Origin of the sequence: Streptomyces odontotermitis (assembly GCF_050510915.1) — a bacterium.
Classification (GTDB): domain Bacteria; phylum Actinomycetota; class Actinomycetes; order Streptomycetales; family Streptomycetaceae; genus Streptomyces.
In genome coordinates this window covers 913,493-936,665 of the sequence record NZ_JBNJLS010000001.1, presented here as the reverse complement: position 1 = coordinate 936,665, position 23,173 = coordinate 913,493, and the positions used below count along the sequence as shown (strand labels likewise).

Annotated in this window: 13 protein-coding genes; 5 read left to right on the top strand and 8 right to left on the bottom strand. The window is 69.2% G+C overall.

The window, feature by feature from the left end; translation table 11 throughout:
* Positions 1-318 precede the first annotated feature (318 nt).
* The gene (locus ACQB60_RS04290; protein WP_496924426.1) at positions 319-2,337 is read right to left on the bottom strand and encodes an amylo-alpha-1,6-glucosidase; all 2,019 of its coding nucleotides are present in this window, start codon (positions 2,335-2,337) and stop codon (positions 319-321) included.
* Positions 2,330-3,799, bottom strand: a complete 1,470-nt coding sequence (locus ACQB60_RS04285; RefSeq protein ID WP_496924425.1) for an MGH1-like glycoside hydrolase domain-containing protein — start codon at positions 3,797-3,799, stop codon at positions 2,330-2,332. Before ACQB60_RS04285 ends, ACQB60_RS04290 begins: the two co-directional genes overlap by 8 nt.
* Before the next feature lie 139 nt (positions 3,800-3,938).
* Between ACQB60_RS04285 and ACQB60_RS04280 the strand changes: the two genes are divergently transcribed.
* Both ACQB60_RS04280 and ppdK read left to right on the top strand, forming a co-directional pair.
* Positions 3,939-5,228 (top strand): ROK family transcriptional regulator, encoded by a 1,290-nt coding sequence (locus ACQB60_RS04280; RefSeq protein WP_496924424.1) that lies wholly within the window; start codon positions 3,939-3,941, stop codon positions 5,226-5,228.
* Positions 5,229-5,677: 449 nt separating this feature from the next.
* Positions 5,678-8,386: a pyruvate, phosphate dikinase gene (gene ppdK / locus ACQB60_RS04275; RefSeq protein WP_496924423.1), complete on the top strand. Its 2,709-nt coding sequence runs from the start codon at positions 5,678-5,680 to the stop codon at positions 8,384-8,386.
* A gap of 204 nt (positions 8,387-8,590) precedes the next feature.
* On the opposite strand, the gene ACQB60_RS04270 is transcribed toward ppdK, so the two are convergent.
* The 4 genes from ACQB60_RS04270 to ACQB60_RS04255 form a co-directional block, all read right to left on the bottom strand.
* A complete protein-coding gene (locus ACQB60_RS04270; protein WP_496924422.1) occupies positions 8,591-9,232 on the bottom strand; it encodes an RNA polymerase sigma factor in 642 nt (213 codons plus the stop codon).
* Between the two features lie 9 nt (positions 9,233-9,241).
* The gene (locus ACQB60_RS04265) at positions 9,242-9,649 is read right to left on the bottom strand and encodes a hypothetical protein (RefSeq protein WP_496924776.1); all 408 of its coding nucleotides are present in this window, start codon (positions 9,647-9,649) and stop codon (positions 9,242-9,244) included.
* A 714-nt stretch (positions 9,650-10,363) separates the two neighbouring features.
* Positions 10,364-10,918 (bottom strand): SMI1/KNR4 family protein, encoded by a 555-nt coding sequence (locus tag ACQB60_RS04260; RefSeq protein ID WP_496924421.1) that lies wholly within the window; start codon positions 10,916-10,918, stop codon positions 10,364-10,366.
* Positions 10,900-17,541 carry a DNA/RNA non-specific endonuclease gene (locus ACQB60_RS04255; protein ID WP_496924420.1) on the bottom strand — a complete coding sequence of 2,214 codons (6,642 nt, stop codon included), beginning with the start codon at positions 17,539-17,541 and terminating at the stop codon, positions 10,900-10,902. The genes ACQB60_RS04260 and ACQB60_RS04255 overlap by 19 nt, the downstream gene beginning before the upstream one ends.
* A gap of 377 nt (positions 17,542-17,918) precedes the next feature.
* On the opposite strand from ACQB60_RS04255, the gene ACQB60_RS04250 reads away from it, so the two are divergent.
* Both ACQB60_RS04250 and ACQB60_RS04245 read left to right on the top strand, forming a co-directional pair.
* Complete coding sequence (locus ACQB60_RS04250) at positions 17,919-18,347, top strand: hypothetical protein (protein ID WP_496924419.1); 429 nt, start codon at positions 17,919-17,921, stop codon at positions 18,345-18,347.
* A gap of 103 nt (positions 18,348-18,450) precedes the next feature.
* Positions 18,451-20,004, top strand: a complete 1,554-nt coding sequence (locus ACQB60_RS04245) for an alpha/beta hydrolase (protein WP_496924418.1) — start codon at positions 18,451-18,453, stop codon at positions 20,002-20,004.
* A 96-nt stretch (positions 20,005-20,100) separates the two neighbouring features.
* Here the strand turns inward: ACQB60_RS04245 and ACQB60_RS04240 are convergent, their stop codons facing one another.
* Together ACQB60_RS04240 and ACQB60_RS04235 are read right to left on the bottom strand one after the other, a co-directional pair.
* Complete coding sequence (locus tag ACQB60_RS04240; RefSeq protein WP_496924417.1) at positions 20,101-20,445, bottom strand: hypothetical protein; 345 nt, start codon at positions 20,443-20,445, stop codon at positions 20,101-20,103.
* A gap of 147 nt (positions 20,446-20,592) precedes the next feature.
* Positions 20,593-21,330 (bottom strand): GntR family transcriptional regulator, encoded by a 738-nt coding sequence (locus ACQB60_RS04235; protein ID WP_496924416.1) that lies wholly within the window; start codon positions 21,328-21,330, stop codon positions 20,593-20,595.
* Between the two features lie 197 nt (positions 21,331-21,527).
* Between ACQB60_RS04235 and ACQB60_RS04230 the strand changes: the two genes are divergently transcribed.
* On the top strand, positions 21,528-23,165 hold the full coding sequence (locus ACQB60_RS04230; RefSeq protein ID WP_496924415.1) for a beta-N-acetylhexosaminidase: 1,638 nt from the start codon (positions 21,528-21,530) through the stop codon (positions 23,163-23,165).
* Positions 23,166-23,173: the final 8 nt, after the last annotated feature.

Sequence of the window (23,173 nt, the reverse complement as noted above, 5' to 3'; positions counted from 1 at the left end):
CTTGCGTCGAAGCTCTGCTTCGGAATCATCGGCGGGGCGGCCGAACTGTGGGGAAGCAGGCATGACTTAGGCCCTTCGGCGCGCAGAAGTGGGTTACGAAGAAGAAGGCTGCCATCTCCCATGCGGGAAAACTACGATTTGCTGACTAGCCCTCCGTGCGGGGGACGGAGGGGAACGCCTGCCTCAATTGCGGAGTCGAACCCGCGCCCGAATCTCGCGGTTAGCAAAAACAAAAGGGCGGCCCGTGTGTTCACGAGGCCGCCCGAACCCGGAGGAGAGGTTGACTAGTTGACTTCCATCTGGTAATTGAATCTCTCTTCAGGCTGCGCCTACCGCGGTGAGCAAAGCCAGCGGCGCCGCCGACGACCGCGCGTCCCGCGCGCACCCGTACGCATACGGCACCGGCACCGGATACACGGACCGCTCATACCCCGCCAGCACCTCCGGCAGCCGCCCCCCGTCCGCAGCGGCGGCCGCCACCAGACCCGACGCCACGGCCCGCGCCTCGTCATGCAGCCCGTACCGCGCGAGCCCCAGCGCGATCAGCGCGTTGTCGTGCGGCCACACCGACCCCCGGTGGTACGACAGCGGGTGATACGCCCCCTGCCCGGACGCCACCGTCCGCACCCCCCACCCCGAGAAGAAGTCCGGCTCAAGGAGGCGCCGCCCCACCGTCTCCCCGTACTCCTTGTCGAGCAGCCCCGACCACAGCAGATGGCCCGCGTCGGAGGCCAGCGCGTCGACCTGGCGCCCCTCCCCGTCGAGTGCGAGCGCCGGGAAGGCGCGGTCCGCCATCCAGAAGTCCCGCTGGAAGCGGTTGCGCAGATCCGCGGCCGCCTGGGCGAGGAGGTCCGCGTAGACCTTGTCGTCCCACACCGTCCGCGCCAGCCACGCCGTCCGGCACAGCGCGTCGTACGCGTACCCCTGCGCACCCGCCGCCATCACCGGCCCGCTCGCACTGCTGCCGTCGGCGCCGCAGATCGCGCCGGGGGAGTCCTTCCAGTTCTGGTTGGCGAGGCCGCCCTCGTCCGCCCGGTACACCAGGTACCCGCGTGACGTCAGCCCGCCGTGGTCCAGCATCCAGCCGACGGCCGCCCGCGCGTGCCCCTCCAGGCGGCGGGCCATCGCCACCTCGCCGGTCCGCTCCGTGTACGCGCCGAGCAGCACCAGGAACAGCGGCGTCGCGTCCACCGAGCCGTAGTAGCGGCCGAAGGGGACCTGCCCGAAGTGCGCGAGCTCGCCGTGCCGCACCTCGTGCACGATCTTGCCGGGCTGGGCGACCGGACGGTCCGTCGACGCCGTCGCCTGCGTCGCCGCGAGCGCGGGCAGCGTCGAGGCCGCGAGGCGCGGCAGATACGGCAGGGCGAACAGGGACGTGAGCAGTGCGTCCCGGCCCAGCAGCGTCAAGAACCAGGGCACCCCGGCCGCAGGCACCCGCAGCTCCTCGCCGTCCGGGCCCCGCGCCGGCACCTGCAGCGCCGCCAGGTCCGCGAGGCCGCGCGTGCACGCCGCCGCCAGCTCCGGCCAGCCCCGGGGGAGCGGCACGGCGTCGGTGAACTCGGCCTCCGCCGCGCTGAGTTGGAGCGCCGCGGCGGCGGGCGATGCGGGCACCTCGGCCGGCACGGGCGCCCCGTGCGGATGCGCCGCGACACGCAGTGCCACGTCCGCGGAGGCGTGCGCCTCCAGGTCGAGGGTCCAGACGAGGCGCCGCGCGCCCGTCCCGGTCTCCTCGACGGCCTCGGGCGCGGGCTCCGCCGACACCGTCGTACGGGAGGTCCAGCCACCCCGGCGGTACGCGAACTCGATGCCCTGGATGGCCCCTTCGGCCTTCTCGTTCCCGTTCCCGTTCCCGTGACCGTTCCTGTCCCCGTCCCCGTCCCGCAGTACGCGCCGCGAGCGCACCGCGCCCGTCTTCGTGTACGTACGGTGGTCGGCGCGCAGCTCGAACTGGTCCGTGAAGTCGGCGTCGACGGTCAGCGCGAGCCGCAGCCGCGTGGGCACCGGGCGGTTGCTGGTGACGCGCAGGAGCTCCACGAACGCCCCGTCGGTGACGGCCTGTTCGCGGAAGAGCGTGTACGCGGGCGGCTCCTGGCGGCCGCCGCGCGGCACCAGCACACAGCGCACGGCGTCCGTCGCCCCGGCGTCCGGTCCGTCGGGCGTGAGCGTCTCGGGGACCGCGCCGTCGACGGTGAGCTGCCAGCGGCTGAGGTGGCGGGCGTCCCGCACGAACAGGCCGTCCAGGGCGGCGGCGGTGCCCCGCACTCCGCTGATGTCACCGCCCGCGCCGATCGCCGCGAACGTGGTTCCCCGCACCAGGAGTTGGGGGCGCTCAGTCATTGTTGACTCCTTCCCCGAGAAGCAGATCGAGTGTCAGCGCGGCGCTCCAGCTGAAGCCGCGCGCGCCCCGTCCCCGGCCCGTGTGCGGGTCGACGTACTCCGCGAAGCCCGACTCGCCCGCGACGGCGAGCAGTTCGGCGCGCAGCCGGTCGGCGAGCGCCGTCTCGCCGTGGGTCCGCAGCCCCCGCTCCAGCAGCCAGTTGGTGTTGATCCAGGCAGGTCCGCGCCAGTAGCGGTGCGGGTCGTAGGCGTCCCCCGTCAGGTCGTAACTGGGCGCGAGCCGCACACCGGAGCCGGGCCCGAGCCCGAAGTGCGGCCCGCACGCCGTGTGCACCAGGGCGCGGACGAGGTCACCGGGCAGCCCGGACAGGACCAGCGGCAGCAGCCCGCCGACGGCCCGTACCGGCAACAGCCCGCCACCGGCCGCCAGTCGGGTCGGCTCCTTCAGGTCGCGGCAGAGGAACATCCCCTCCGCCGGGTCCCAGAGCCGCTCCACCAGCACCCGCGTCAGCCGCTCCACGCGGGCGCGGCGCAGCGCGGCGTCCTCGCGGTACTCCGGGCCGAGTTCGACGGAGATGCGCGCGAGGGCCTGCTCGGAGGCGATCAGCAGCGCGTTGAAGGCGGGGTCCTCGACGGCGAAGTCCCCGAACCCACCGTCGCCATCCGAGTGTCGATCGGCGTACTGCCGGTCCCGATAGTCCATCGCAAGCCGCACGTACCGCCCGTAATCCAGGTCCGTCGGCCGGTCCTGCGCCGCCCCGTGGTCCAGGTCCGCCCGCCGGAACGTGCCTGCTGACGCGGGCCGGACGCGGCTCAACGGGCCGTCCCAGCAAGGGCTGTTGTCCATGCCCTGCTCCCACGGGTGCACCACGGCGGCCAGGCCCGCGCCGCCCGCGTCCCGGTGGTGCAGCAGGTAGTGGTGCCAGGCGGCCAGGCGGCGGTGGATGCGGGGCAGGAACGAGCGGGCCCGGGACAGGCCGGGGTCGGCGCGGTGGACGAGGAGCGCGGCGAGGGCGTGCACCGGGGGCTGGACGATGCCGGACGTCTGCACGGCACGGGGTGCCCCGGCCCTGCTGCCTGCCGTCGTGGAGCGCCAGAAGTCGGGGCTCGGGAAGTAGGCGTCGAGCGGCACGTCCGGGTTGAAGACGATGTGCGGCACCCGGCCGTCGCCCCACTGCGCGCCGAGCAGCGTCTCCAGCTCCAACTGGGCGCGCAGCGGCGAGAGATGGCGCAGGCCGATCGCGACGAAGGCCGAGTCCCAGGACCACTGGTGCGGGTAGAGGTCGCGCGAAGGGACCGTCGACGTCCCCGTCCAGTTCCCGTGCAGGACCCGCGCGGCGCGGACGCGCAGCACCCGGTGCGCGGGGCGGGGCGGGGAGAGGGACAGCTCGGCGGACGGTCCGGCGGGCGGGCCCGAGCCGAGGCGGGCGGGGTTCAACTGCGCTGTGGTCGTGCGGTCCACACGGTCTCCCGGGACACCGGTCACCACGGGCCTGCGAGAACCGTGGCGCGACCCCTCACGGGGGCCTTCAAGTTTGGTTCTGTCAACCATAGAGTTACGTCTACTTAACACGCAAAACCTAATATGTAACGGTGAGTTGATGAGCGCAAGGGGGGCCGGGATGGCCGGGAGCCACGCACCGCAGCGGACGCAACAGCAGCGGGCACAGCAGTCGCATCCGGCGCGCGGCCAGGCGAGCGCAGGGGACCTGCTGCACCTGGTCCGCAGCGGCCGGGCCACCACGCGCGGCGCCCTCCAGGAGGCCACCGGACTCTCCCGGGCCACGGTCGGCCAGCGCCTCGACCGGCTCTTCCGCGCGGGCTGGCTGCGCGAGGGCGCGAGCTCGGCCGCCGAGCGGACCGGCTCCCCGCTCGGCGGCCGCCCCTCGGTCCGCCTGGAGTTCGACGACGCGCACGCGGTGGTCCTCGCCGCCGACCTCGACACCCGGCACGCCCGCGCCGCCCTCCTCACCCTCACCGGCGACCTGCTCGCCGAGCACACGGGCCCGCTCCACATAGAGGACGGGCCCGAGTCCTGCCTGGCCGAACTCGGCTCCTGGTTCGGCCGGTTGCTCGCGGCGAGCGGCCGCCCGGCCGCCACGGTCTGCGGCATCGGCCTCGCCGTGCCGGGCCCGGTGGACCGGGAGACGGGCCGCGTCGTGCAGCCGCCGATCATGCCGGGCTGGGACGGCTACGACATAAGAGGCCGGCTGCGCCGCGCCTTCGCCGAGAGCGCGGGCGGCCCGGACACCACCCCGGTCCTCGTCGACAACGACGCGAACCTGATGGCGTACGGGGAGCAGCGCACCGGCTTCCCGGACTGCTCGGCCTTCGCCCTGGTCAAGGTCTCCACCGGCATCGGCGCGGGCGTGGTCGTCGGCGGCCAGGTCTACCGGGGCATCGACGGCGGCGCGGGCGACATCGGCCACATCCGGGTCCCGCAGGGCGCGGAGGAGCTGTGCACCTGCGGCTCGTACGGCTGTCTCGCGGCGGTGGCGAGCGGCCGCGCGGTGGCCCGTCGGCTCACCGCCGCCGGGGTGCCCGCGGCCTCGGGCTCGGATGTGCGGGAGCTGCTCGCGGCGGGCCACCCCGAGGCGGTCGGCCTGGCGCGGGAGGCGGGGCGGCAGGTGGGCGAGGTCCTGGCGACGGTCGTGACGCTGCTCAACCCCGGGGTTCTCATGATCGCCGGAGATCTGGCCGGAACACCCTTCCTCACCGGCGTCCGCGAGCTCCTCTACCAGCGGGCCCTGCCCCGCTCCACCGCCCACCTGGACGTGGTCACGTCCCGGCTCGGCGAGCGGGCGGGCCTGACCGGGGCGGGAGCGATGGTGGTGGAGCACCTGTACGCGCCCGCGCGGGCCGAGGAGCGCCTCGCGGCGCTCGGCTTCTGACGCCGGAACGCTGTCCTTCGGACGTCCTCCAGGCGTCCTTCTGGCGTCCTCCTGGCGTCTCAAGCGGTGTCCGCATGCCGGTCGCGAGAGCCCTCAAACGGCGTGATTCTCGCCACCCCTGATAGGGGTTCCGCTCAGATGAGCGGGTAAAGGCACGACTGCAGACCTCTAAGACATGGCACTGAGTGCCATCGCTCGATCATTTACAGCTTGAACTCAGATGTCTCCGTAGTGCGCTCATGTGAGCGATAATCGGGCTCTACGGGGGTTGAGCCTTCGAGAAGTGAACGCGGCGATGAAGGTCGCATTACTCACTGGTTACTTTCGATCTCCTGGCGGACGAGTGGTTACGGCCGCATGACGCCCAAGTCGACGTACCCAGAAGCCTTGGATCTGGGTATGTTCCTCGCCGTCAGGGCAGCCACCGAGTCCTCGAGGAGTCGAGACCCGTGTCGGAAAACAAAGAGCTGAAGTTCGTTTACGACTTCACCGAGGGCAACAAGGACCTCAAGGACCTGCTCGGCGGAAAGGGTGCGAACCTCGCCGAGATGACCAACCTGGGTCTCCCCGTGCCTCCGGGCTTCACCATCACCACCGAGGCGTGCAAGACGTACCTCGACAGCGGTGAGGAGCCCGCGGCACTCCGTGACGAGGTGAGCGCGCACCTCGACGCCCTCGAGCAGAAGATGGGGAAGAAGCTCGGCCAGGCCGACAACCCCCTTCTGGTGTCGGTCCGTTCGGGCGCCAAGTTCTCCATGCCCGGGATGATGGACACCGTCCTCAACATCGGGCTCTCCGACAAGTCCGTGAAGGGCCTCGCCGACCAGGCGGGCGACGAGCGCTTCGCCTGGGACTCGTACCGCCGTCTCATCCAGATGTTCGGCAAGACCGTCCTCGACGTCGACGGCGACCTCTTCGAGGACGCGCTGGAGAAGGCCAAGGAGGCCAAGAAGGTCACGGTCGACACCGACCTCGAAGCGGCCGACCTGAAGAAGCTCGTCACGAAGTTCAAGAAGATCGTCAAGACGGAGGCCGGGCGGGACTTCCCGCAGGACCCGCGCGAGCAGATGGACCTCGCCATCAACGCGGTCTTCCACTCGTGGAACGGCGACCGCGCCAAGCTCTACCGCCGCCAGGAGCGCATCCCGCACGACCTCGGCACCGCGGTCAACGTCTGCTCGATGGTCTTCGGCAACCTCGGCCCCGACTCCGGCACCGGCGTCGCCTTCACCCGCGACCCCGCCTCGGGCCACCAGGGCGTCTACGGCGACTACCTGCAGAACGCGCAGGGCGAGGACGTGGTGGCGGGCATCCGCAACACGGTCCCGCTCGCCGAGCTGGAGCAGATCGACAAGAAGTCGTACGACCAGCTCATGCAGATCATGGAGACCTTGGAGACCCACTACAAGGACCTCTGCGACATCGAATTCACCATCGAGCGCGGCCAGTTGTGGATGCTGCAGACGCGCGTGGGCAAGCGCACCGCCGGTGCCGCCTTCCGCATCGCGACGCAGCTCGTGGACCAGGGCCTCATCGACGAGGCGGAGGCGCTGCGCCGGGTGAACGGCGCGCAGCTCGCGCAGCTGATGTTCCCGCGCTTCGACGAGGACGCGAAGGTCGAGCAGATCGGCCGCGGCATCGCGGCGTCCCCGGGCGCGGCCGTGGGCAAGGCGGTCTTCGACTCGTACACGGCCATCAAGTGGTCGCGCAGCGGCGAGAAGGTCATCCTGATCCGCCGCGAGACCAACCCCGACGACCTGGACGGCATGATCGCCGCGGAGGGCATCCTCACCTCCCGCGGCGGCAAGACCTCACACGCCGCCGTCGTCGCCCGCGGCATGGGCAAGACCTGCGTGTGCGGCGCCGAGGACCTCGAGGTCGACACCAAGCGCCGCCGGCTCACGGTGGGCGGCCTGGTGATCGAGGAGGGCGACGTCGTCTCCATCGACGGCTCGACGGGCAAGGTCTACAAGGGCGAAGTCCCGGTCGTCCCGTCCCCGGTCGTCGAGTACTTCGAGGGCCGCATGCACGCGGGCGCCGACGACGCCGACGAACTGGTCGCCGCCGTGCACCGGATCATGGCGTACGCGGACCGAGTACGCCGCCTGCGCGTACGCGCCAACGCCGACAACGCCGAGGACGCCCTGCGCGCCCGCCGCTTCGGCGCCCAGGGCATCGGCCTGTGCCGCACCGAGCACATGTTCCTCGGCGAGCGCCGCGAGATGGTCGAGCGCCTGATCCTGGCCGACGCCGAGGACGAGCGCGAAGACGCCCTCAAGGAACTCCTGCCCCTCCAGAAGCAGGACTTCGTGGAACTCTTCGAGGCGATGGACGGCCTCCCGGTCACGGTCCGCCTCCTCGACCCCCCGCTGCACGAGTTCCTCCCCGACATCACGGAACTCTCGGTCCGCGTCGCACTCGCCGAGTCCCGCAAGGACGCCAACGAGAACGACCTGCGGCTGCTCCAGGCGGTGCACCGGCTGCACGAGCAGAACCCGATGCTGGGGCTGCGGGGTGTGCGGTTGGGGTTGGTCATTCCAGGTCTCTTCACCATGCAGGTCCGCGCCATCGCCGAAGCGGCGGCGGAGCGGAAGAACGCCAAGGGCGACCCGCGCGCGGAGATCATGATTCCGCTCGTCGGCACGGTCCAGGAGCTGGAGATCGTCCGCGAGGAGGCCGAGCAGGTCATCGCGGAGGTCGTCGCGACGACGGGCGTGGACCTGAAGCTCGCCCTCGGCACGATGATCGAGCTCCCGCGGGCGGCCCTGACGGCCGACCAGATCGCGGAGGCCGCGGAGTTCTTCTCCTTCGGCACGAACGACCTCACCCAGACGGTCTGGGGCTTCTCCCGCGACGACGTGGAGGCTTCGTTCTTCACGGCGTACCTGGAGAAGGGCATCTTCGGTGTCTCCCCGTTCGAGACGATCGACAAGGACGGCGTCGGCAAGCTCGTACGGGATGCAGCGAAGGCCGGTAGGGCGACGCGCCCCGACCTGAAGCTCGGCGTCTGCGGCGAGCACGGCGGCGACCCCGAGTCCGTCCACTTCTTCCACGAGGTGGGCCTGGACTACGTCTCCTGCTCCCCGTTCCGCATTCCGGTGGCGCGGCTCGAGGCGGGGCGGGCTGCGGCGCAGGGTGGGGGCTCGGACAGCCGCTGACACCATGGCCGTCCTCGTGACGGCCACAGACTCCGGAGTGCCACGAACCTCCGGAACCCCCGGGACCGGCGTCGTGTCACCCGACCCTCAGAACCGATGCGACGCCGGTCCCGGCACATGACGAAGAGGCGGCTCCTTGTGCGGAGGGGCTGCCTCTTCGTCGTCTCTGTTCCAGTCGTCGTCTCTGCTCCAGGTGACGCACGCTCAACACCTCGCCTGCTCCGCGCATGGGGTCCTCGGCCGGGAGACTCTGGCGTCCGGCCAGCCACTCCCGACCCTGCGAATCCCCAACGTCCGGGCGAGGCGGCGCAGCCCGCGGTAGGCCGCGCTGCGGACGGCGCCCGGTCGCTTGCCGAGGGCGCGGGCGGCGGCGGGGCCGTCGAGGCCGACGATGACGCGGAGGAGGACGGCTTCGCGCTGTTCCCGGGGGAGTTCGCCGATGAGGGCGAGCGTCTGACGGGTCGCGAGAGATTCGAGGGCTTCGCTCTCGGTGTCCTGTGCGGCGTGCAGTTCGAGGGTGACCTCGTCGAGTGTGTCGGCACGCGGCCGGCTCCGTACCCGGCGCAGGTGGTCCAGAGCGCGGTGGCGGGCCACGGTGGCGGCCCAGGCCCGGAAGCCGGCCCCGTCGCCGTGGAAGCGGCTCAGGTCGCGCACGATGTGCAGCCAGGCTTCAGAGGCGACGTCCTCCGCCTCGTCGCCGCCGACGAGTCCGCGGACGTAGGCGAGCAGGCCGGGGTGCACCAGCCGGTAGACGGCGGCGAACGCTTCCTCGTCACCGTCCTTGGCCCGCGCGACCGCGCGCGCCAGCTCCCCGTGGTCTGTGTCTTTGTCTCTGCCCCGCTTCACGCGTCCGCCTCAGACGGCCTCCACGCTCCGGCGGGCTCTCCCCGGGAGGGTGAGGTAGAAGGTCTGCAGCGACTCCTCGGCACCGCCCTCGCCCCCGCTCTCGTAGAGGTTCACGACCTTGCCGAGCGGACTCCACACCCGCCCGTCGGGCATCCGCACGCCCACTGGCTGACCGAAGTAGGCGCGCTGCTCCTCGTCGAAGTCGACCCAGACGGCGCCCGCGCGACGGACGAGGACTTCACCGACGTACGCCCCTAGCCCGCTCAACACGGGCTCTACGTCCTGCCGTTCCTTGCCGCCCTTGCGTAGCCCCTCCACGACGAAGTCGACGACCCGGAGGCTCTGCACGGAATAGTCGAGGGGCAGCCGATTACGCGAAGTCACCTCCGCGACAAATCCCTTGACGTACTGCCGCATCCCAGCGGCCCTGAACTCGTCCGCCCCCGCGGCTTTCAGCTCAGGTCTGCCGTCCCCGTTCATGTTGTTCCCCACCCCTGACTCTTGCTGTTACCTCTGCCCGCGAGATGTCGGCGCGCGGGCGTGAATGGTAAGCGGAGCGCCCCATGCGCCCCACACTAAACAGGCGGAATCCCCAGCTCAGCTGTTGCGGGTCCCGCGTATGTCCCTTGTCACGCATTCGATTTCGGCCGCCTGTACAACCTTTGGTGCCTGTTGTGTGTCGGCGCGTTCGGCCGGACTCTCGCGAACGGCGCTCGGCCCGGGGCCGGGCGCGAGCCACAGGCCGTGTGAGTGCGGCACGGGCAGGGCGTCTCGGCCCCAGTCCACCCAGTAGACCGGGGCGAAGAATGCCCACCAGGGGCGCCTGACGGCGACGACGGTGCCCACGTTCTCCCCCTCGGTGTAGTGGCTGACTCTGTCGCCAGCGAGCAGATGTGACATGCCTGACAATCGCCCTCTCATTTTCCAAGGTTCTTGAATATTTCCGCCCCGGCGGGAAGAAGCAGAGGGACTTGTAGGTGAGAACTCGAAGCCGCGTCAATCAGCTTCCAATAACGGACATTTGCCCTTCCTGGGAGAGTTCGACGGGGCCCACGCAGCCTGCTTGGCCTCAAGGGGGTACGCGCCGGGGCTGCACTACGGACGGTGTCCGTAGTGCAGCCCTTATGTGTCTTACCGGTGCTCGATCCCCTTCACTTCAGGTGGAGAGGTCGGGAACGAAGATGGCAATCCGGGGAGGTCGATGTTCCTTCCGAGGGCTGCCACAAGAAATTCCACGACCCCGCCTTCGAACGTCCACCAGTCGTCGTTCCTGCCGCTCACGACGACCCGCCACGCTCCCGGGTCATCCGTCGAGCCGACCTGCCAGTAGAACTGGTCGCCGGAGAGGGAACTGCCCCAGCCGAGGAGTCCGTTCTCCTCGGGGAAGGGAGCGTATCCGTGGCTTTCGTCCACTTCCAGCAGGTCCTGCAGTATTTCCGAGGTCTCGCGGACGCCGGAGACGAAATCGAGCTCCCGCTTCGGCGTGGGCAGCGTGACAACCATGAAGTCGTCGATCAGCAGCGTGGGGTAATGGTCTGCGAGGGCCCGGTAGTCGGGCGGCAGTGAAGCACCCAACTCTCCCTCGATCACTGACCAGTTCACGCCACGCTCGCCTGCGGACCGCCACTGTGTCAGCGCAGGGACTGTCCGCTCCAGTTCCTCAATGATCAGCATGTCGTCTGCCATCCTGGCTTGTTCTGGACGGTTGCCCGAAACAGCGTGCCCTGACTTGTCTGTGCGGTCATGGTGATGCTGTCCGGAATCTCGTCACGGTTCGAGTAGTTCAGTTCTCCGGAATACAGTACCCACTGTCCCGCCTTGAGTTGCTTCACCATCTTGTTCTCGCAGCGCTTCATCCCGCTCGTGTTCATGCGCGCGTAGCCAGTGAACAGATTCTCGCTGCGCCACTCGCCACTGAACTTGTCGCCGATGATGTGGGAACGGTGGAATATCGGCTTCCCGTCGGGGCCGATGTTCTTCTCTGGTGCAGGAAAGCCATGCACGGCAACTGACGCACCATCATCTCGTGCGGCCCCGGTCGGCTTGAGGTCACCTGGGCAGATCAGTGCACTGACTCCCTGGGGCCTGCCATTCCCATCCAAGGGCTGGTAGTTATAGCGCTTTGACCGGGGTTCGTCTTCGCAGCGACTTTCGTTGTCCCGGCCACGGCCCGTGGACTTTCCGTTCGACCCCCCGAAGAGTGTATCTGCGGCCTTGTCAAGGGCCTTGTCAACGGCCTTGTCCAACGGGTTCTTATCGATGATCCCGAGAAGCTTCAGTATGGACAGCCCGGTACCCACGGGGTTCCGCTTGAGGGGGAGCTTCACGCCGGCCTTCAGGCCCTGCTTGATGCCTCCGGTCAAACCATCCTTGAGGCCGTTCAAGGTGTCCGTCACTACGGGAATCCCGGGAATGTGACCGTCCAGCTCGATGAAGGTGAGAGGGTTTCCGCCAGCGAATGCGTACCGGTTCCCGGTCAGCGGATCACTCCCGAGCCCCATGTCCGCCAAGGCCCCGTTGTACATATCCCGCGTCAAGAACCGATTGAGCCCCGGGCTGTAATCCCGGAACCCCATGTCATACGTCCCCGAAGCCGCGTCCCACCGCTTCGAGTTGAAGCGGTACGGGTTGTACGACTCCTTCGTCGGGTCCGACGCCGTCGGCTTGTCGATGCCCGTGAAGTCGGCCGCGTCGTTCGAGCCGTACGCCGAATAGCCATACGTGGCCTTCGCGTTGCCGTCCTTGTCCGTGAGCGTCTCGACGTCGGTGTGGCTGTTGTAGCCGTAGTACATGTCCTCGGTCTTGCCGTCCGCGGCCTGCTTGACCTGAGACAGGCGCTCGCCCCAGGGGCTGTACTGGTACGACTTCGTCAGCTTGCCCGCGACCTCCTCGCCCAGGACCTCGCCCGACATGCCCAGGTAGGTGTAGTCCGTCGTCCTGCCGGCCGAGTCCGTCCGTGACTGCGTGCGGTCCAGGGGGTCGTAGGCGTACTTCGTCGCCTTCATCGCCCCCGTCGACGCGTCCGCCTTGTCGTGCTGCTTCACGCGGTCGAAGCCGTCGTACGTGGTGCGCTCGATGACCTTGCCGCCGGACGTGACCGATTCCTGGCGGCCGAACGGGTCGTAGTTGTACGTCGCCGTCGCCCCGCCCGACGTCGCCTTCAGGAGGCGGCTGCGGTCGTAGCCGTACGTCGTCGACTTGCCCTTGACCGTCTGCGAGATGACGTTCGCGTTGTCGTCGTGGACGTAGGTCTCGGTGCCCGCTCCGTCGCCCGTCCGCGTCGACTTCGACAGGCGGTCCACCGGGTCGTACGTGTAATCCGTCGTGGAAGACAGGTACTTGGACGTGTCGTCGGCGTTCATCTTCTTCGCCACGTCCTGCGCCTTGTTGCCGTTGGCGTCGTAGGCGTAGGAGTGCGAGGAGACCAGCGTCGTGTTGTTCGGCTTCTTCTCCGTCTGGGACTTGAGCGCGCCGTCCAGGTAGTAGGTGTAGTCGACCGTGTTCTTGTTGGCCTTGGTCTCGGTCTTCTTCTCGCCGCGCCACGTGTAGTCGTACGACGTCACCTTCGGGGAGGCGTCATCGGACGACTTCCCGACGGACACCGTCTTCACCAACTCACGCACGTCGTACGTGTACTTGGAGAACTGGTCGGGGTGCGTAAGAGTCTCCGGCTGGCCGTTCGCGTCATACGTGTACGACGTCGCCTTCTTCTCCTGGCCCGCCAGGGCCTCCACGACCTTCTCCACCTGGTTCAGGCCCGTGTACGAGATCGTGTACGCGTCGACCTTCGTGCCCGTCGACTTGTCGTCGATCGACGTCAGGTTGCCGTTGACGTCATAGGCGTACGCGAACCTTTTGCGCTCTGTGTCCGCGTCCGCCGAGTTGTCGCGGACCAGCTTCACCTTCGCGGCGGGAGCGGCCGACTTGAGCGTGGCCGTCTCGTCGCGCTTGTACTCGTCCTTGTCGAGCTTGACCCAGCCCTTGCCGTCCTTCGGGTAGTCCGCGTACGCCGTGTACGAGCCGGACTTGGGGATCGGGAGCTTCCAGGAGCCGTCCGTGCGCTGCTGGGACTTGTCCCCGAGGACCTCGCTCCGGCCCACCGGAATGCCGTCGTCGTCAAGGGACTTGAGTTTGCCGTCGGGGAAGTAGTCCCAGCGCATCGTGCGGCTCGACGAACCCGCCGCCGAGGTGAGCTGGCGCGCCTTCTGCTGGCCCAGGTCCGTGTAGTCGTACGTCGTCGTGATGTTCCACGCGTCCTTCGACGACTTCACCATGCCGTTGTCGAAGTAGTCGTACGTCGTGTCGTTGCGGGTCTGTTCGCCCTCCGACGGGGGCGCCGAGACCGTCTTGGTGCGGCCCGCCGCGTCGTACGTCGTCTTCGTCCAGACCTTCTTGTTGTAGCGGGCGTCCTTCGGGTCGTACGGCTGGATCTGTAGGTCCGGGCGGTTCAGGGCGTCGTACGTGGTCTCCGCCACGAACGCGTCGGGGCGGTCCGCCGCCACCGAACGCGGCGTGAAGACCTTGATCCGGTTGCCGACCTCGTCGTAGCCGAACTTGGTGGTGCGGAGCTTCGTGCCCTCGTGCGGCACCTCCACCACCGCGAGCTTGCCGCGCTCGTCGTAGTGGTTCCTTGTGGTGTTCTCCTCCTGGTCCGTCGTGGAGACGACCAGGGAGTCCTTGTCGTAGGACTGTTTGACCGTGCGGCCCGTCGCGTCCGCGACCGCCACCACACGGTGGTTCATGTCGTAGTCGGTCTTGGTCGTGTAGTCGTCGGGGTCGGTCGTTTCGTTCTTCTTCGGGTCGATGACGCGGACCGGGTTGCCGACGCCGTCATAGACATAACTGACCTTGTCCTTCTTGGCGTTGACGACCTCGGTGAGCTGGTAGATCTCGTCGTACTTGTTCGTCGTGACGTAGTCGTCCGGGTCGGACGGCGTCGCCACGCCCTTCGGCTCCGTCGTCGTCCGCAGGTTGCCGACCTTGTCGTACGTGTAGACCGACTTGCGCTCCGCCGATGTCGCCGTGTCCTTGGGCGCCGTGGCGTCGACGACCTGGTCGGCCTTGTCGTACGTGGCCTTCGAGACCGCGCCGTTCGGCGCCGTCGACACCGTGACGTTGTCGTTGGCGTCGTACTCGGGGGCCGGAGTCGTGAGGTAGACGCCTGCCGCCTGGTCCTTCGGGACCTTCGACACCAGGGGGCGGCCGAACGCGTCGTACGTCTGCGTCGTCTTCTTGTTCAGGGGGTCGAGGACCTCGGTGACTTGGCCGAGTTCGTCGTAGGTCGTCTTTGTCGTCTCGCTCAGGGCGTTCGTCGTCGTGCGCGGGTAGCCCGATGCCGCGAAGTCCGAGTACAGGGTCGGGTTGCCGTTGGCGTCCGTCGCCTTGGTGAGCTGGCCGTAGGCGTCGTAGTCGTACGCCGTCGTGTAGTCGCCGGACTCGGCCGAGGCGACGCCCTTCGGGTCCGTGACCGTCTTCAGGTTGCCCTTGGTGTCGTAGCCGAACTCCCAAGTGCGGTTCTCCGCCGAGGTCTTCTTGACCAGGTCCGTGGAGTAGCCGTCGGCGCGGGGCTTGTACTCGTAACGGGTGGAGTGCGGCGGGGACTTGCCCGGTGCGCAGTCAGCCGCGTCCGGCACGCCGGCCTTGTTCTCCTCCGCCGAGCGCTCCCACAGCGGGTAGCCCGTCTCCGGGTCGTAGCAGTACGCCGTCTTCGCCCCGTTGTTCTCCTCCAGCAGGGTGACGTTGTTGTCGGCGTCCCATGTCAGCTTCGTGTACTGCGACTTGGCGTTGACCACCTTCACCGGGCGGTCGCTGTCGTCCGTCTCGTACGTCGACGTGTTCTTCTCAGCGTCCGTGACCTTCGTCTCGTCGCCGTTCGACAGTTTCTTGTACGTGAAGTCCGTCGTCTCGCCGAGGCGGTCCGTGATCGTCTTGGCCGACCAGCGGTAGTCGGTGTCGGCGGTCACTGAGTAGTCGAGGCCGGTGCTGTTGCCGCGCGGGTCGGTGACCTTCTTCAGCTTCGCGTTCTTGGTGCCCTGCGCCGCGTCGTACGTGAACTTGAATTCCTTGGGCTGGGCCGAGCCCGTGCCGTCGGTGAGGCGGGCGAGGAGGCCCTTCGTCGTGTAGTGCAGGGCCACCTTGCGGCCCGAGACGTCCGTGACCGACTTGAGGTGGTCGTAGATCTTCGGGTTCCAGAGGTCGGTCCCGGAGACCTTCTCGCCCTGGTCGTCGATGTACTCGTACGTCTTGTCGCCCGCGCGGTAGTAGTCGAGCGTGAGGGACGTACGGGCCGAGGGGTCCTTGATCTGCGTGAGGAACTTGACGCGGCGGTTGCCGGAGTCGCGCAGCTCGTAGACGTACGTCTGTGTGTTGCCGTTCTTGTCGATGACCGCCGTCAGGTAGCCGTCGCAGCTGATCAGGAAGCGGGTGCCGTCGGGGCGCGTGAGCGTCCAGGCGTCGGGGACCTCGGGGTCGCCCGCGCCCGTGCCGCACGTCGCGGGCGCGCCCGCCTTGGCCGTCAGGCGGTAGTGGTAGCCCGGTGCGGGCTTCCACGTGCCGTTGCTCTGCTGCTTGCGGAAGACCTGTTGCGTGCCGTCGCCGTCGATGACGTACGCCTCGGACGGGTTCTCGTCCGGGTGGAAGTCCAGGACCGCGCCGAGCCGCAGCGGTCCGGACGCCTGTGCCGACCAGCCGCTGCCGAGCTGGCTGTCCGAGGTGTCCTGCGCGTTGTATGTGAAGCGCGCGAAGGTGTTGATGCCGCGGCCCGGGTTGGCGAACGCGTTGTACGACCACGTGGTGTTGCCGGAGCCGAGGTTGGCCATCAGGCTGGAGCCCGCGCCGGTGTTCTTGCCGGTGTAGGTGTGCTGCTTCTCCAGGCCGAGGCGGTCCGCGGTCGGGTCCTCGACGGCGGTGTGCTGCGCCAGGCCGCCGATGCCGGGCTTCTGGGAGAGCCAGGTGTCGTCCGCCTTGTTGTGGACGTCCCAGGTGAGGGTGTAGCCCGCGCGGCGGTTGCCGTCGACGGCCGGGGCCTTCACCGTGGCCTTGACGGTGGCGGACGCGCCGGGGGCCAGGGCCGGGATGTCGGTCTTGAGCTGGTTGGCGGTGGTCGTCGCGTCCGTGCCGTCCGGGTGCGCCCACCGGTAGGACAGCTCCCGCTCAGCGGCGGGCCAGGCCGTGGTCGTGGTGTTGGTGACCGTGACGTCCACCGGGTAGGTGTTGGCGGCGGTCAGGCGGGTGGGGGTGCGGGGCGCGTAGTAGGTGTCCCAGGGGGTGGGCTCGGCGGAGATGACGCGGAGCTCGGGGGTGGTGGCGGCGAGGGTGTTGCCGTTGCCGTTGCCGTTGCCGTTGCCGTTGCCGTTGCCGTTGCCGTTGCCGTTGCCGCTGCTCGCCGTGAGCAGGATTCCCTTGTTGGTCTTCGGGTTCTTCACCCACTGGTGGGCGAGGGAGGTGGCGTCCAGGGTGAGGGAGCGGCCGTCGGCCTTGGCGTCGGAGATGACGGGGCCGGTGCGCGGCTGCTTGCTTGTCTCGGTCGCCGTGCTCGACTTGCCCTTGAGCACGCGGAGTTCATACGTCGCTCCGCTCCTGGCCCCGCGTGGCGGGGTGGCGCCTACCTGGGCCTGAAGGACCTGTGCCTTCTTGGGGATGCCGGTGGTCGGGAACTTCACCGCCGTACTCGTGCCCCGCGCGGCGGCGAGCTGCTTGGTGTGCGAGCGGTCCGCCTTGAGGACGCGCAGGGTCTGGCCCGCCTTCGGCACGCCGACGCGGCGCACGGGGGAGCCGAGCAGCCGGCCGTCCTTGGTCTTCACCACGATGCGGTAGGCGTAGCTGCGGCTGATCGCCGTGGCGCTGTTCGCCGGGGTGGGGGTGGCGGTGGTGTCCTTGAAGTGCCGCGCGCCCTTGCCGAGCGTGGCCACGAGAGTGGCGGTCGTCGGCCGGAAGCCGGGGTGCGAGGAGCGGTGCACCTGGTACTCGACGACGGCGTCGGCGCCCTTGGCCTTCTTGGCTTTCCTGTGGTGCGCGGGCCAGGAGAGTTCGGGGCCCGTGCCGTGCACGACGGTCGGGGTGTCGAGTGCGGTGCCGCCGCCCGCGCCGTAAGTGACCTTCAAGCGAGGTGAGTTGGCTGGGTAGGTCCGCTTGGGCGGGTCCTTCGGGAGGTTCCTCGGGGGCGCCTTCGGAGGGCCGTTCGTGGACTCACGTCTCTGTTCCGCCTCGGGGGCTTCCTTGGGGGCCGCGAAGGCGCCCTGCGGCAGGGCGGTGCCCACCACGGCCGACGCGATCAGACCCACCAGCAGCCTGCGATAACCAGGTTTCACTGCTCCGACTACCTTCTTTCAAGAAGCTTCTTGCGTAAATGCGCCCCATGGAAAAGCGGGCAGGACTGAGCGCCACTCGGGGAATTCCGGAGCGGCGGATGCAAAACAGGGGAGGAGTTGTAAGCCGATATTTGCCGGTGCGTCAACAGGGTGCAGATAAGGGGCACTTGGCTGGGAGTCCGACATGGGTGGCGTCGCGCGGTGCCCCCTATCGGGGCGGTAGGTCCTGTTTTGCGCACGGGGTGGTCCCGAGGGGCGGGGTGTTGTATAAACGTCCAGCCCTGGCGGGACTTTTGCCATCGCTATGCATGCGCTATGCGTGAACTATTCGTTCGTGGAGCGGCCGTGGAGCAGCTCAGCTGAGGAGTCTGAATTCAGTGACCCGGAAATCTCTCGCGGCCGCGCTCGGGGCCCTGCTGCTCGTGGCCGGCGCGGGTCTCGCGTACGTGCTCGGCGGCCTCTTCGGCGGCGGCTCCTCCGGCGAGCGCCCCGTGCCGACCGCCGCCGTCACCTACGAGGTGACGGGCACCGGCAAGGCCGACATCGCCTACCTCGCGCGCAGCACGCAGGGAGCGGCCACCGCGGAGACCGGCGTCGGGCTCCCGTGGAAGAAGACCGTCCGGGTTCCGCTCGGCAAGGAGCCGGTGGTTCGGGTCCAACTCGGCGCGGGCGGCGGGGAAGCGCGGTGTGCGCTCGCCGTGCGCGGTGAACACCGGCAGCGCGCCACGGCGTACGGGGCGTACGGGAAGGCCGTGTGCAGCGGAGGGCGACTGGCTGCGGGGGAGCGCGCTGACGTGCGCCGCTGAAGTGCGCCATCGGACCTCGACAACTCTGCCGGTATGGGAGGTACGACCCCCTCTCCCCGCGTCCTTCCGGTCGACCCACACCGTCGACCGGAAGGACGCCCACGTGGCTCCCTCGTTACGCAGACGACTTCTCGTGCCCGTCATCGCGGGGAGCGCCGTCGCCGCGCTGATCCCGGCCGTGGCCGCCCAGGCAGCACCCCAGGCAGCACCCCAGACGGCGCCCCAAGCAGCAAGCCAGACAGGCGAGTTGGACCGCTTCACCCACCAGACCCCACAGTGGAAGCGCTGCTCCCCGGACCAGCCCGCCAAGTACCAGTGCGCCACCATCCAGGTCCCCCTCGACTACGGGGACCCGGACGGGAAGATCATCGACGTCGCGATATCCCGGATCAAGGCGAGCGACCCGGGCAAGCGGCACGGCGTGCTGCTCATGAACCCCGGAGGGCCGGGCGGGCCGGGGCTCGATCTGCCGCTCGAAGCGGACGAGAGCCTGCCGAAGCCCGTGAAGGAGCGCTACGACCTCATCGGCTTCGACCCGCGCGGCATCGGCGAGAGCACGCCCCTCAGCTGCGGGATGACCGCGGAGGACAAGGTGTGGCCGCGCCCGTACCGGGACTTCGGGGCCAACGTCGCCTGGGCGAGGACCGTCGCCGACAAGTGCCGCGCCAAGGAGGGGGACACGCTGCGGCACATCACCACCAACAACACCGCCCGCGACATGGACGTCATGCGCGCCGCCCTCGGCGAGCGGAAGATCTCCTACTTCGGCGTCTCGTACGGGACCGGGCTCGGCGCCGTCTACACCCAGCTGTTCCCGCACCGCGCCGACCGGTTCGTCCTGGACAGCTCCGTCGACCCGAAGCGGATGTGGCGCGAGATGTTCCGGATCTGGGCGCCGGAGGTCGAGCCCGCCTTCGCGCGCTGGTCGAAGTGGACCGCGGCGCGCGACGCCACGTACCACCTGGGGTCCACCCCAGCCGCGGTCTCCAAGACCTTCTGGGACATCGTCCGGCAGGCCGACCGCGAGCCCATCGTGGTCGGTGACAGGAAGTTCGACGGGGCGCAGATCCGGGACGGGCTGCGTGCCGAGTTCTTCACCGTCAAGTCCGCCGCCGGGCTCGTCGCCAAGCTGAAGAAGGCGGCCGCAGGCGAGCCCGTCCCGTCGATACCGGAGGAGCCCGACGGCCCCGGCGACAACGGCGTCTCCGCGCTCTGGACCATCATCTGCTCCGACACCGGCAGCTGGCCCCGCGACCCGGAGACCTACCGCCGGGACCTGGCCCGCGACGAACGCCGCTACCCGCTGTTCGGGGACTTCGCGGCCGGGATCACCCCCTGCGCCTTCTGGGACAAGCCGGCCGAGGAAGTGGCGACCGTCGACAATCACGTCCGCACCCTCCTCGTGCAGAACGAGTGGGACTCCCAGACCCCGCTCCGGGCCGCCCAGAGCATGCACCGCGCGCTCAAGGGTTCCCGGATGGTGACGGTCGACGAGGGCGAGGGCCACGGGGTCCTGTACGGACAGAACGAGCCGCAGAGCCCCTGCGCCAATGACACCGCCACCCGGTACCTCGTCACCGGGCGCCTGCCCGGCAAGGACGTGACGTGCCACGCCACCCCGGGGCAGGGGCGGGCCGAGCGGGACGGGGTGCTGTGAGGTGAGGGAGCTGGTGTAACCGGTGCCGGCCGTCCGCGTCGGGCGGGTGAGCCCAGCGGCTTCGCTCGGCCCGCCCGACGCGGACGGGGGTGTTTGCTACGCCGTGTCGTGCGCTTGCGAAATCAGCCGCGCACCACGGCTTTCGGCGACGCGGACAACCTCGTGCAGCGACTCCGTCAGCCGGTCGGCCAAGTACCGCAGCTCTGCCGCTGACAGGTCGTGCTCCGCCAGCATGGATCGTGAGTGGTCCAGGAGGTCGCCCCCTATGCCGAGGTGCACGGCTTCCATGGTGTCGGCCAGACGCGATACCGGGCCGGAGCCATCGGTCAGGAGGTAGGCGGGCTTGCCCTCTGGGCCGGTCCAGGGGAGCAGGCGTGGGCTGTCCGCGAGTCTCGAGGTCGGCAGCGACCACCTGGATGGTGTGCGTGGGGTTTCTGGCATGCGAGATCTCTCCCTACGTGAGGGGGTGCCGGGAGGTGAGAACGTCCCTAGGGAGATTCTCGACCGATATCCCTAGGGAGGGCAACGAGATCTCATGAAGTCACGTCTGACGGGGGACAGTTGGTGCTCAGATGCCGCGGGAAGAGGTCAGCTGCCGAAGCCGTACTGCAGCACGTACGCTCCTGCGTTCAGAAGCATCCGGTTCAGCTCCACCGGGCGGTGATCGGAGGTCAGCGCCGTTCGGTAGATCTCGATGACCGGTGTCCCTGAGGGGAGGCCCAGTTGTTCGGTCTCTTCCGGGCTCGGCATCCGGGCGCGCAACTCCTCGGTGAAGTCCACGGGGGCCGCCCCGGCCTCCGCGAGCCGCGCGTATGCGCCACCGGGGCCCGAGTCCGGCTGAGCGATGCGGGTCTCGCGTACGAGGTCGGCGGGGAAGTAGGACGTCGCCAGCTGCACTGGTTCCCCGTCCACGAAGTACCGGCGGCTCCGTACGATCACGGGCGCGTCCTCGGCCAGGGCCAGCCCCCTGGCCACCCAGCGTGGGGCCTGGGACTCGGACACCTCGATGTCGCGGACCTCGACCGGGCGCCCGGCGGTCTCTGCCGCCCAGACCGACTCGCCGGACGACCATCGGGCCGACGACAGCCGTTCGTTGCCCACCCGGCGGATCGGCTGGAACTCGCGCACGTAGGTGCCGGAGCCGGGGCGCGCGTACGCGAGGCCCTCGGTGATCAGGAGCCTGAGTGCGTTGCTCGCGGTCATCTTGGCGACGCCGTACTGCTGGACCAGCGTGGGCTCGCCCGGCAGGCGGGCGCCGGGCCTGAATTCTCCAGAACTGATGCGTGCCCGCAGATCGTCGGCGATCTGGCGCGCCGTCTCGGGCATTGCTGTTCCTCCGGCTCCCTAGGGTGGGTCCACCCTAACGAATCGCTGTCCGGCTGGGCCGTCCGCCGGGCCACGCCAGGCCGCGACCGACGTCGCTCGCCCCGCCGAGACCGGGTGGGCGGGGAACCCTGCAAGGGGCGTCCGGTTCTGTTGATTCCCTTGTGGTGATGGGGAGTTCAATGGTGTAGTCCTCTGACATGACTGACCCCTCCCGTCCCTCCCACTCCTCCCCTCTCTCCCGTCGCGGCCTCATCTCCGCGATAGCCGTCGCGGGCGCCACTGTCGCCGTGCCGCTGCCCATGGCTCACGCCGCCCAGGGCGCCGAAGGCAGCGAAGGCCCCCGAGCCACCAGAGGCAACCCCCGCCCCGCCGTCGTCCCCGCCCTCCAGGAGTGGGACGGCGGCTCGGGTGCGTATGTCTTAGGGCCGGACTCCCGCGTCGTCGTCGCCTCCCACGACGCCACGCAACTCCTCCCACTGGCCCAGCAGTTGGCGCGCGACATCAAGGAAGTCAGCGGCATCCGCCTCGCCCCGCCCCTCGTCGCGGGGCGCCGTCGCCCCCGCCCCGGGGAGATCCTGCTGCGCCTCGACCCGGGCGCCCGGCACCCCGAGGGCGGCGAGCGGTACGCCCGCGAAGGGTATGACCTCGATGTCACCCGCTCCACCGTCACCGTCACCGCGCCCGCCTACAACGGTGCCTACTACGGCACCCGTTCACTCCTCCAGGCCCTGCTGACCGGTGGCCCCACCGGTGAGCGGCCGACCCGCACCCACCTCCCCGTCGGCCGCGCCCGCGACTGGCCCAACTATCGGCTCCGCGGCTTCATGCTGGACGTCGGGCGGCGCTTCTTCACCCCCGACTTCATCCGCGGCATGCTCCGCGTCATGGGGTGGTTCAAGGTCAACGATCTCCAACTCCACCTCAACGACAACGAGATCAAGGCGCCGGGCGGGGACTGGAGCAAGGCGTACGACGCCTTCCGGCTGCGCAGTGAGAAGGAGAAGTGGGAAGGGCTCGCCGCGCCCGACGGGGCGTACTCCCGTGCCGACTGGGACTCCTTCGAAGATCTCGCCGCCCTGCACGCCGTCCAGCTCACCCCCGAGATCGACGCCCCCGCGCACTCCCGCTCCTTCGTCCGCTTCAGGCCCGAGCTGGGGCTCGGCGGGCCCAATTCCGATCACCTCGACCTCTCCAAGCCCGAGACCATGCGCTTCATGGAGGAGGTGTTCAGCGAATTCGCGCCGTGGTTCCGGAGTCCCGAAGTGCACTACGGCGCCGACGAGTACACCGGGCCCGAGGAGCAGTACCGGACCTATTTCAATCAGATGGCCGCCCATCTGCGGAGTCTCCACAAGACCCCTCGCGCCTGGGGGAGTCTCTCCGAGATGGCCGGTGGTGGCGCGAGTGCCTACGACCACGACGTCGTCATGCACAGCTGGAACAACGGGTGGTATGGGCCGCAGGCCGCGAAGCGGGACGGGTATCGGCAGGTCGTCAATACCAATGACGCCAATCTCTACATCGTGCCGTTCGCGGACTACTACCACGGGCACGGGCTCGACGGGCCCTATCTGTACGGGAGTTGGGAGCCGCATGTCTTTCCGGGGACCGAGTCCCTCGAACCCTTCGATCCGGTTCTGCGGGGCGCCATGTCCGCCGTATGGAACGACCTGGTGCACGCCACGTACACCGAGGACGACGTGTTCGGGCTCGTCGAGCCCACCTTCGGGACGCTCGCCCAGAAGATGTGGAGCGGGCGGGGGCAGGGCATCGGATACGAGGAGTTCACCGCGCTCCTGCGGGGTGTGTCCGTTGGACCCGGTGCCCGCCCTTAGCTGGGCGC